Origin of the sequence: Chitinophaga japonensis (genome assembly GCF_007830125.1) — a bacterium.
In the GTDB taxonomy this organism is placed as follows: domain Bacteria; phylum Bacteroidota; class Bacteroidia; order Chitinophagales; family Chitinophagaceae; genus Chitinophaga; species Chitinophaga japonensis.
Map to the genome: position 1 here is coordinate 395814 of NZ_VLLG01000004.1, position 11658 is coordinate 407471.

Genomic DNA, 11658 nt, shown 5'->3' on the forward strand with positions numbered 1-11658 from the left:
CATTCAACGGGGGCCCGGCGGACAGTACTGCTGCAGGAACCGGGTATAGAGGCTGGAAAGATGCCTGCGGGTGCCGGCGCCTTCGCTGATGCCGTGGGTACGGTTGGGATAGGCCATGAACTGGAACAGCTTATTGTGCCGGATCAGCTCATTCAGCAGCATTTCCGCGTTCTGGTAATGCACATTGTCATCGCCGGTGCCGTGTATGTACAGCAGGTGGCCCTGCAGGTGCTGCGCATAGGTAATGGGCGATCCTTTCACGAAATCTTCCATGTTCTCCTGCGGCAATCCCATGTAACGTTCCTGGTAAATATTGTCGTAGGTCAACTGGTTGCCTACGGCAGCAATGGCAATACCGGTCTTGTAGATCTTCGGGTATTGGAACAGCAGGTTCAGCGTCATGGAGCCGCCACCGCTCCAGCCCCATACGGCTACGCGGGAAGTATCCATGTAGGGGCGTTGCTGCATAAGTGCGGTGGCTGCCTGGGCCTGGTCGCGGGCGTTCAGCACACCTACTTTCCGGTAAATGCTCTTGCGCCATTCCCGACCTTTGGGCAGCGGGGTGCCGCGGTTGTCCATAGATACATAGATGTACCCGTCTGCCGCCATATCACCCTGGTACAGGTAGTTACGGCCGGCGCCGTACTGGTCCCGGGCCGTAGCGCCGGCAGGCTCCCCGTATACATAGAACACTACGGGGTATTTTTTAGCGGGATCAAAGTTATTGGGCTTTTTCATCCAGCCGCCTATCTCTACCCCGTCTGCGGTGGTCACGGTAAAGAATTCCAGTTGCTTGTCCGCCCCTGCCTTCTCTTTTATATCGGCAGCCAGGTTGCCGCTGTTGCTCTTATGACCGGGCAGGTGCACGATCTCCGTGGCGGGATAAAAATAGTGGTTGGAAAAACGGTGGATGGCATAGGCGGCATCGGGCGATATTTCGTATTCATGCGTGCCAGGCTGGTCTGCCGGGGTAATGCGCTGCGGCTTGCCCTTACCGTCTATGGATACCCGGTACAGGTACTGTTGGGTGGCATTGTCCGGCGAGGCCAGGATGTACACGGCCCGGTGCGCCTCGTCTATCCGGCTGATGGTGATCACGTCGTATTCACCCGGGGTGATCAGGGTGGCCTTTCCGTCCTTCATGCTGATAGTGTACAGGTGGCGCCAGCCGTCCTTTTCACTTACCCAGATAAAGGCTTCGCCGTTGCGGATCCATTCCCAGCCGGTCACGTCGTCGTCATTCCAGCGGGACTTGATGTCTATCCAGGCTTCATCGCTTTCTTCAAACAGGGGCTTAGCCATACCGCTGGCGGCATTGCACAGCATCAGCACGCTGTGGTTCTGCTTGCGGTTCAGTTGCTGGAGGATCAGCTCGTTCTTCCCGGGCACCCATTCCATGCGGGGAATGTAATGCTGCTGCGGGTCGCCGGGCACCTGCATCCAGGTGGTGGCGGCCGTATTGATATCCACTACGCCTACCCGGCAGGCGGAGGGGCTTTGTCCCGCTTTGGGATATTCCACCGGTACGGTAAAGGAGTAGATAGAGTCCGTATAGTCTATCATCAGGAAGTCGCGGATCTTCGTGGCGTCTATCTGCCAGTAGGCGATCCGGCGGCTGTCCGGGCTCCAGCGGAAGCCGTCGCGGCAACTGAATTCCTCTTCATAGGCCCAGTCAAAGGTCCCGTTGATCAGGCGGCGGCTGCCATCCTGTGTGAGCTGCTTTATTTCACCGGTGGCCAGGTCTTCCATGTACAGGTTGTGCTGGCTCACATAGGCGGCTTTACGGCCGTCCGGCGAAAATTTGGCAAACATGAGGGAGGCAGGGGGCAGCGTTTTGCCCAACTGGCGCAGGCGCCGGCTTTCCAGGTCCAGCAGCCAGTAGTCGCCCCGGGTCTCGTAGCGCCATACCCTTTGGGAGTTGGTATATACCAGCAGTTGCCGTTCATCCGGGGAGAATGCGAAGTCCTTCAGCTCCAGGGGCTGCTTGCCGCCTGCGGGCACCAGTTGCGCCGCCGGTATCTTTACCTGCTGCTGCCCGTCCTTCAATGCGGTGGCTACAATAGCACCGTTCTCCACGCTGTAGATGGCCTGCCCGTCGCGGCTCCATTTGGTGGCGCGTCCCGGCTGCGCCTGCCCGGCCAGGCTGAACAGGCAAATACAAATGATTAAAGTGTAACGTAATGGTTGCATCTGATTCCTTGGATTAAAGAACGGCAAGATAATGCATAATGCGCTAATGTGCTGATGCGCCCTATGCGGGTGAAATGGATAATAGCAGACTCTGTATCAGCGAATTAGCACATTTGTGTGAGTGGATAACTTTTTCCCTGTGGAAAATCTGTTTATAGATTTTAATATAAATATTTTTAATACTTTTAAGAAATTATTAAGCATTCAACTATCCTTTGAGAACTGCTTTATTATGATACAGATAAGCTATTCCTATAAAAACCGGGAATTCCTTCAACTGGAGGATGCGTTCCTCAACCAATTGGCCCAAACGGGTAAAACACTGTTATATGCTTTGCTGGAACCTATGCAGGATACCCTGCTGCAGGAGAACGGCAAGATCCGCATCAACCTGGACCAGCAGCCCAAAATAGAGCTGGAGGGTTTTAGCCTGAACGTAAAAGAACAGATAGAAATGACCTTGCGCGGGGAAGCCTGACCGGCTATGCATTAAACTTTTCTCATTTCCTGTTGTTAACCTTATAGAAAACCTGTAAACAAACAGATGTTAACTCTTTTGCAGCGGCGGCCATTAAACGATTGACTCGGCCGCGGCTGGTGTAGATCACGTATAAAGCATCATCATTACCATACATATCGCATCATTCCACGAAGCTTGTTATACAGGCATGGAACCTGCGTTACCCCTTACCTGATATTTTTTTCTATAACGTGGATGAACGGCGCTGGTTGTCCAGCCGGCGCATATCAAGCAAATAGACGGAACAGTTACCGTATGCAGCCGTCCCGGTCGCGGGATGGCTGCTCTTATTACCAGCTACCTCCGCAATATAAAGAAGGTCTGTGATATCTGCACGTAAGGCGTTTCGTTGTAGGAAAAGTCGAGGCTGTTATAGTGCAGGGCGCTGTCCGTAACCAGGGTGGCCTCGCAAAGCAGCGAGTCCAGCCGGAAATGCCTGGGCGTGATCTCCTCGAAGCCCAGGGTGTCTGTACGCTGGTTCTGGGCGGTAAATGACAGCGCTACGCCGTTCTCCGTAAAATCAATATAATCGCTACCGTTATAATGGACGGTATCAATGCTGTGGTAGGTAGTATCCCCCTGGATGACGGTATACTGCCTGGCAATGGCGGTCTGAAAAGTCCATTTGCCATAAAATGACCGGTGAGGGGTGGTATTATCCTCTTTTTTGCAGGCAAACAGCAGCCCGCATATCATTATCACCAATACTTTCCGCATAGGCAGGTAATTTCCTGTAAATAGCGGTGAAAGTACTGAAAATGTTACTTTTTCCCCAGCTTTATCTTCACCTTCCCGTCTTTGTTATCGTCGGTGGCACGCAGGTGCAGCACAATGCCCCTGCCCTTCTTACGCGTTTCTTTCTCCGGGTTCCGGAGCGGCACGTCCATGTAAATGTCCGTACCCGTGGGCATACCGTACACGCCGTTTACATCCATATCAAGGGCGCTGGAGGAGATCTGCATGGGCGGGATGATGATCCGGTTGCCCTTCAGTTGGAGGGTGTTCCGGAGCCTGTCGAAAGTAATATAGGAGAGGTTGCGCTTGCGGAAAAAGAAGGTGCCGATGTCTTCCAGGGGCGCAAAATGCACCAGCGCGCCCTGTTTCAGCTCAAAGCGGAGGGTGCCGAACAGGGAGCCGGGGGCCAGTTGCCCGTTATCGTGCAGGTTGCCGGTAATGTCTGCCCGGGCGGAAAGCAGGCCTTTGAGGTTGCGGGAGGTGAGCGTTTGCATGCCAAAATTCTCAAAGGCGTAGAACAGGCGGTCTATCTGCACATTGCTGATATCGGCGTCCAGGCGAAAGCGGTTATTGTTGCCGTTGGGGCGCACCTCGCCGTTGAGCAGCAGGGTGCCCCCCGCATGCGACAGCGATATGCGGCGCAGCCGTATATCCGTTTGCGTAAGGCCCAGGTCTGCCTGCACCTGCCGGGCGCTGAAGCGGCGGTAACTAAGCCGGTCCAACTGTACCTGCATGTTCACATTACAGGCATTCAGCACCACTTCCAGTTGCCGGGCCAGGCGGCGGGCCCTCCGGGAAGCGGCGGCGGTTTTAGCGGTCTTATTATGCTGCGCCCGCCCGGGCCTGCGCGGCGAGAGGAAGAAGCGAAACTCGTCGAGGTCTATTTCCGGGCTGCGGATCTCCCAGTCCAGTTGCACCTTTTCCGGGGCTTTGTAGAACAGGCGCAGGATGTTGCGCATGCTGCCCTCCATCTGCAGGGCGCTTTTGGCGCTTTGCATGCGCACGTTCCGGAAAAAGAGGTCCTGCCCGCTCAGCTCCACGGTAGCGTTGCAGTCATGCAACTGCAGGTTGCGGGGCAGGTAGGCCAGCGCGCCGTCCTGTACCTGCACCGCGCCTTCCAGGTAAGGCGGCAGGGTATCGCCGGCCAACAGGCTGCCTTTGTACAGCAGGTTGGCGCTGGCTTTGCCTGCTGTGAACTGGAAGGTGCCGCCCGCCAAAGCGTTCAGTTTCAGTAAGGAGAATTCGGAGCGGAAGCGCCCCATCAGCACGGGGTGTTTCAGGTTCAGGACCTGTATGGTGTCTGCGCTTAAGGGCAGGCCGTTCCATTCGGTGCGCAACCCGTACAGGTGCACGGCGGAGTTCTCATCGTTATGCCCCTGCCCGGGGTACAGCTCATTATTAAAATCTCCCTTAAAACTGCAATTGGTCCATTCCCCTACCCTGGTAACCAGCGTATTGCCGGCAGTGGCCCAGCTTATGCGCACATGCGGCGTATCACGGTAACGGATATACCCGTTCAACTGCGCTGCCAGGTCCAGGGGCTGCTGCAGGTCAATGCTGTCCAGCTTGCGCGATATATTGGGGGAGAGCATGGCCCTGGCGCTGCTGAAGGGCATGCGGGCGGCAGCGATCTGTATGGCAAAGGCGGCGGGCTTTTGTGCAAAGGAAAAGGTGGCGGCCATCACCAGGGGCTGCCCGTCTATTTCCAGCCGCTGCGCTGGTATGGACAGGGTTTGCAGCCGCTTGTTGAAATTTAATTGCAGGGAGGTGGCCAGTTGCTTGTTATGCAGGTAGCTGCCCTTGCCGGTATTGAATGCAAAGTCATGGATATGCAGGCGGGTGCGCACGGCTACCTGCAGGGCCGTATCGGAGGCGTTTACACTGCCGCTCAGTGACTGCACCTGTATGCGGAACAGCTTCTGTTTCTGCCGGTGGTCCAGCACAAACAGGATGTTGCGCAACTGCAGGCGGGCAATGTCCGCATCCTTGCGGGAAGACGGCTTGTGCGGGGGATGGTCCCGGCGGGCGAATACGCTGGTATTCGTATATCCTTCTTTGTTAGTGTATAAATAAATGGTGCCGTCCTGCAGGGTTATCTCCCTGATATCCAGGTGGCGGCGCAGCAGGGAAAGCGTATTTACTTTAACGAATATACGCTGCACATCCAGCAGGGAGTGCCGGTGCTGCTGCCAGAGGCTGTCCTGTAACTGCACCTCATCCAGCTCCATGGATACTTGCGGAAAGCTGCGCAGCAGGGAGGGCTTTACCTCCCGGATGGTAAGGTGACCGTGGAGGTGGCGGCTCAGCCGCTCCGTGAGCTGTTCCCGGAAAGCATGCCGGTGCAGGTGAATGTATAAAGCCAGCAGCAGCCAGAGTAACAATACGAGCGCCAGCAGGCTGCCGCCAGTCAGCACTGTGATACGCAGCCACCGCTTCATGCTGAATTAATAATTAATGATTAACAATGAATAATCAGTGGCAACAGTGTAACAATGAGTTACTGATGTCCTGCCATAGACAACCGTTACCACTTGTGTTTCATGAAAGACTGCTCTACCCATATTATTAATTTTTAATTATTAATTATTAACTGTTCTCCCGGTTCACCGCGTAGTAGGCCGCCCCGCGCAGGGCGGCTTTGTCGTTAATGATCACGTGGATGGGCACTGTTGCCAGCAGCGCTATCAGGCGGTCGCCCTGCAGGTAGTGATGGTAGAAATTATTGTCTTCCAGCAGCGGAACAATACGGGGCGGGATACCGCCGCCGAGGAACAGGCCGCCGGTGGCTTTCATCTTGAACACCAGGTTGGCGGCTTCCCGGGCCAGGTACCGCACGAACAGCTCCATTGTTTTAATGCAGATGGACACTTTTTGCTGGATGGCATTGGTGCTGATCACGGCTGCGGGGTCCTTTTCCAGCAGCTCCTGGTCCAGCCAGTCCGGCACATGCATATGCCGCACATCGCGCAGGAAACGGAAGGTGTCGTAGATACCGGGGCCGGATACGAGGCGCTCCCAGCTTACGATCTGGTATTTCTCCTGCAGGTACTGCAGCAGGTCCATGTCCAGCTCATTACGAGGCGCAAAGTCGCAATGCCCGCCTTCCGTGGCAAAGGGCGCATACAGGGCGCCATCCCAGTACATGCCGGCCTCTCCCAGCCCGGTGCCGGGCGCTATGATGGCCATGTTGCCGCCTGTTTCCGGCTCCCCCCGGTGCAGGGTGAGCAGGCTGTCTTCCCCGATGGTGGCCAGCCCGTAGGCGGTAGCTTCCAGGTCGTTGATCAGCATTGTTTCCTCCACCCCGGTAGCCGTTTGTATATCCGTTACCGTAAGTTCCTTTGACAGGTTGGTGAGCTCCACACGGCCCTTGATCACGGGACCGGCTACGCCGATACATATACGCTGCGGCGGACGCTCCGGCTGCTGCGCAATAAAATCCTTGATGATCTCCGTAAAGGAAGCGTAATCGCGGGAGCGGTAAATGTGCTCATGTATCACTTCCATGCTGCCGTCCTTTGCTTCAAAAAGAGCCAGGCGGGTTTTGGTGCCGCCCAGGTCGCCGGCCAGCACGTGCAGGGGCGCCTTGCCGGATGCCCGGTTCATCCGTGTAAAGCGGGGCAGGAATTGCTGTTCATTGATCTGTTGCATGGGTTAAAAATACTAAAAAGCAGCAAGCGGCCGGTATTGTCATATATAATGCTTATGTTTAACGTTAAATTTGTGCGGTGTTGCCGCCCTGCCCCTGGCCGCCGGCCGGGGCTTTATGGAATAACTTTTGCACAGAAGAGTGAACAATTTCAACAGACAGGCGTAAATTATATACTCATTTGTATGGAAAGACATACGTACCAGACCGGATTGATTGGCAACTGCGCCTTCCTGGCGCATATACACCGTAACACGAACGTAGAATGGCTTTGCTGGCCGCGTATGGACAGCACCTTTATTTTCGGGGGACTGCTTGACAAGGAAAAGGGCGGGCAATTTTCCATCCTGCCCGAAGGGGAATACACTTCCCGCCAGTATTACATGGAAAATACCAATGTGCTTTGCACGGAGATCACCTGCGAGAACGGTAAATACCGGGTGATAGACTTTGCGCCGCGCTTCTACCAGTACGAACGATATTTCAAGCCCTTGATGCTGATCCGGAAAATAGAGCCGCTGGAAGGCTCTCCCCGCATACGGGTGCAATGCCACCCGGTGGGCGAGTACGGGGCCAACAAGCTGCATCCCCAGCCGGGCAGCAACCACGTGGAGTTCCTGGGCGCCGGCGAGCGGCTGCGCCTCACCACCAGCATCCCGGTGAACTATGTGCTGGACGAACAGTATTTTGTGCTGAACGATGCCCGGTACCTGCTTCTCTCCTATGGCAGCCCGCTGGAAGCGCCGCTGGTGAGCACCGCCGAGAATTTCCTGCGGGAAACCATCAGCTACTGGCGTATCTGGATCAAGCATTCCAACATCGCCAATTTTTACCAGCCCTATGTAATACGCTCCGCCCTTGCGCTGAAAATACACCAGTATGAAGATACCGGCGCCATTATCGCCGCCAGTACCACCAGCCTGCCGGAATCGCCGGGCAGCGGCCGTAACTGGGACTACCGCTACTGCTGGCTGCGCGATACCTACTATGTGATCACGGCGCTGAACCACATCGGACATTTCGAGGAAATGGAACGGTATTTCAACTACGTGACCGATATCTCCTTTTCCGGCGACAACCGCTACCAGCCCCTGTACGGCATTACGGGGCAGAAGAACCTGGAGGAGCAGATACTGCCCGACCTGGACGGCTATATGGGCAACCAGCCGGTGCGTATCGGCAACCAGGCCTACGAACATATACAGAATGATATTTACGGGCAGGTGCTGATATCCATGCTGCCCCTGTACTCCGACCACCGTTTCATATTTTCCGAGCGCAAGGACTCCGCCTGGTGGATAGAATACCTGCTGGGCAAGATAGAGCGCACCATTGACGAGGAAGATGCCGGTATATGGGAGTTCCGCAATTTTGCCAACATCCACTGTTATACGAACCTTTTTCAATGGGCGGGCTGCAATGCGGCGGAGAAAATGGCCCGCATGATCGGGCACCAGCCGCTGGCAGAGAAAGCCGCCGTTCTGAAAGCCAGGGCGGCCGCGCATATTGAGAGCTGCTACGACCCGGCAAGGCAGGTGTACACCAATGCGGCGGGCAGCCGGCACCTGGATGCCAGCACGCTGCAACTGATCATGATGTACTACCTGGACCCGGAATCAGAAAAAGCAAAGCATCACCTGGAAGCGCTGGAAAAGGAGCTGAAAACACCGCAGGGCCTGTTTTACCGCTACCTGCATGCCGATGATTTCGGCAAGCCCAAAACCACTTTCCTGGTATGCGCGTTCTGGTACGTGGAGGCCCTGGCCTGCGTGGGCCGGCTGGACGACGCCATCCGCGAGTTCGAGAACCTGCTGCAATACTCCAACCACCTCCTGCTGTTCAGCGAAGATGTGGATGAGGAGAACGGCAGCCAGTGGGGCAACTTCCCCCAGGCCTACAGCCATGTAGGATTAATGAACGCGGCGTACCGGATCGCGATGAAGCTGGACAAGCCGATATTTTTATAATGTGCGGATGTGCAAATGTGCAGATATGCAAATGAAAATGCAGCAATTGTATTGGATAATTTAACAATCGAGCCAATCCATCTGCACATTTGCACATCTGCATATTTGCACATTATATCTTTCTCTGCTAAACGAGGGACTTCAAAAACTGCCTTACTTCCTGGAAATTACGGAGGTAATAACGGGCGGCTGATACCTGGCTGCCCACTTTAATGGTAATGGCTTCCTGCTGCAGGGCCTTGAAAATATCCTCGTCCGTATGGTCGTCGCCGATGGCCATTACAAAGTCATAGCTGCGGTCCTGCATCCAGGCGAGGGCGGCCCGGCCCTTGTTGATCTCCACGTTCTTCACCTCTATCACCTTATCGCCCGGCAGCACCTGCAGGCCTTTATCGGTGGTGTAATAGCGGAGGGTGTTCATCAGCTCGTTGGCGCGCAGCTCTCCCAGCCCCTGTTCCACCTTCCGGTAGTGCCATGCCAGGGAATAGCTTTTTTCTTCTATGAAGGAGCCGGGTGTACGGTCGGTATAGGTTTCCAGCGTGGGATAGATCTCCTGTTTCCAGAGATCGTTGAGCCCGGCCAGCTTTCGCCATTTGGTGCCGTGCTTTTTCTGCCAGGCGCCGTGCTCGGCGATCAGGTCCAGCTTGAGGTGGCCCAGCCATTCGGAAAGGGTTTCATGCTTGCGGCCGCTGATCATGACCACTTCATTGGCGGGGTCCGTGGTCAGCTCCCGCAGCAGCTCGTACAGCTCCTGGTCCGGCGATGCCTGGTCCACATTGACGTTAAACCCTACGAGGGTGCCGTCATAATCCAGGAATATGGCCCGTTTGGTGACGGCTTTATACTGGCGCTGCACCTGTACCTGCATATCGGAGCTGAGGCGGCGTGCCAGCATGGACTGCTGTATCTGCTTTACTTCCTGGAGGCGGTCCATGAACAGCTTTACCCAGTGGGCGATATTGAACTTGGCCACTACCTGCCGCATCTGCTTCATGCGCCGGTACTGCTCCGGCTCCGGCATTACCAGGGCTTCCTCGATAGCGCGGGTGATAGCGCCGATGTTGTTGGGGTTTACAATGATGGCATCTATCAGCTCCCGGGAGGCGCCGGCCATTTCGCTCAGTATCAGCACGCCGTTGTTCTGGTTGCGGCTGGCCACGTACTCCTTGCTCACCAGGTTCATGCCGTCGCGCATGGGCGTTACCAGCCCTACGTCTGCAAAGTTGTACAGGGCGGATAATGTTTCTATGGGGAAAGAGCGGTAGAAATAATGGATGGGATGCCAGTTATTGGTGCGGAAGCGGGCATTGATGCCGCCTACCAGCTTGTCGATCTCGTCGCGCAGGTCGCGGTACTGCTGTACGTTGTCGCGGCTGGGCACAATGATCATGTACAGCACCACCTTTTCCATGTACTCGGGATACAATTGCAGGAACAGCTCAAAGGCCTGCAGGCGCTGCAGTATGCCTTTGCTGTAGTCCAGCCGGTCTATGGAAAGGATCATCCGCATGCCCTGGAAGGTTTCTTTCAGCTCGCGTAGCTGGTCTTTCACTTCCTTTTCCTTGCTGAGGGAAGCGTACTTGTCATAATCGATGCCCATGGGGAAGGTTTCCGCCATCACGGCGCGATCGTTCACCATCATGACGTTGGCGGAGGCGTTGATGGGCAGGATGCGGGTTACGGCGTTGATAAAATGACGGCTGTCGTCAAAAGTATGGAAGCCCAGCAGGTCTGCTCCCAGCATGCCTTCCAGCAGCTCTGCCCGCCAGGGTATGAGGCGGAACAGCTCGAAGGAAGGAAAGGGTATGTGCAGGAAAAAGCCGATGGAAATGTCCGGTATTACGGCGCGTATCATACCGGGCAGCAGCAGCAACTGGTAATCATGTATCCATATGATGTCGTCCGGCTCCGCTACGGAGAGGATGATGTCGCGGAACTTCTCCGTTACCTTGTAGTAGGAGTCCCAGTAGGGCTGTTCATATTTGGCGTACACCGCCATGTAGTGAAATACGGGCCATAATGTTTCGTTGGAAAAGCCTTCGTAATAATTGTTGATCTCCTCCTGGCTCAGGTACACCGGCAGCAGGTTCATTTCAGCCAGTTGCTGCTGAATGCGCTGCTGGTCCTTTTCTTCGGTTACTTCCATTCCCGGCCAGCCTATCCAAACGTTTTGACCGTCCCTGTAGATGGAGCCCAGCCCTGTAGCCAAACCGCCTTCACTGGGGGACATCACATATTCTCCATCATTCTCTGTGATTCTTACGGGCAGTCTGTTCGATACAATAATGGTCTTACTCATAGTGCGGTTTATATCGTTTATTCAAAATCTTTTCCTCTTGTGTAAAGCCTCTCCGTTCCTGCAGGGAACGCCTGCCAGCAACTATCTGCATTAAACGCTAGGTTCAAAATCGTCCAAACCGGCTGCTACGGAGGCGTTCTATGGGTCCATGCGGATACTGGACAGCAACATTAAAACTACTAAAGCAGCGTGCAGCGGGACGCAAATTACTCATTTTTTTTAATATAGGGGTTCCCGTTAGTGCGCAGAATACGGCCAGCCCTCTGCTCCCGCAATTTACGGATTATTATATAACTTCATA

General features: G+C 55.1%; 7 protein-coding genes. 2 read left to right on the forward strand and 5 right to left on the reverse strand.

Translation table 11 applies throughout. From position 1 onward, the window contains the following. Positions 1-3: 3 nt before the first annotated feature. Positions 4-2190 (reverse strand): S9 family peptidase, encoded by a 2187-nt coding sequence (locus LX66_RS18740; protein ID WP_145716417.1) that lies wholly within the window; start codon positions 2188-2190, stop codon positions 4-6. 232 nt (positions 2191-2422) lie between these two features. Here LX66_RS18740 and LX66_RS18745 point away from each other — a divergent pair, with 232 nt between their 5' ends. Next, entirely contained in the window at positions 2423-2668 is a 246-nt protein-coding gene (locus tag LX66_RS18745; protein ID WP_145716419.1) for a hypothetical protein, read from the forward strand. A gap of 339 nt (positions 2669-3007) precedes the next feature. On the opposite strand, the gene LX66_RS18750 is transcribed toward LX66_RS18745, so the two are convergent. The 3 genes from LX66_RS18750 to glk form a co-directional block, all read right to left on the reverse strand. Then, complete coding sequence (locus LX66_RS18750; RefSeq protein WP_145716421.1) at positions 3008-3427, reverse strand: hypothetical protein; 420 nt, start codon at positions 3425-3427, stop codon at positions 3008-3010. Between the two features lie 44 nt (positions 3428-3471). Beyond that, positions 3472-5883 carry an AsmA family protein gene (locus LX66_RS18755; protein WP_145716423.1) on the reverse strand — a complete coding sequence of 804 codons (2412 nt, stop codon included), beginning with the start codon at positions 5881-5883 and terminating at the stop codon, positions 3472-3474. Between the two features lie 148 nt (positions 5884-6031). Then, a complete protein-coding gene (gene glk, locus LX66_RS18760) occupies positions 6032-7093 on the reverse strand; it encodes a glucokinase (RefSeq protein WP_244620452.1) in 1062 nt (353 codons plus the stop codon). A 183-nt stretch (positions 7094-7276) separates the two neighbouring features. Here glk and LX66_RS18765 point away from each other — a divergent pair, with 183 nt between their 5' ends. Continuing rightward, positions 7277-9058: a glycoside hydrolase family 15 protein gene (locus tag LX66_RS18765; RefSeq protein WP_145716425.1), complete on the forward strand. Its 1782-nt coding sequence runs from the start codon at positions 7277-7279 to the stop codon at positions 9056-9058. Between the two features lie 127 nt (positions 9059-9185). On the opposite strand, the gene LX66_RS18770 is transcribed toward LX66_RS18765, so the two are convergent. Beyond that, the gene (locus LX66_RS18770) at positions 9186-11357 is read right to left on the reverse strand and encodes a bifunctional alpha,alpha-trehalose-phosphate synthase (UDP-forming)/trehalose-phosphatase (protein WP_145716427.1); all 2172 of its coding nucleotides are present in this window, start codon (positions 11355-11357) and stop codon (positions 9186-9188) included. Between the last annotated feature and the right edge of the window lie 301 nt (positions 11358-11658).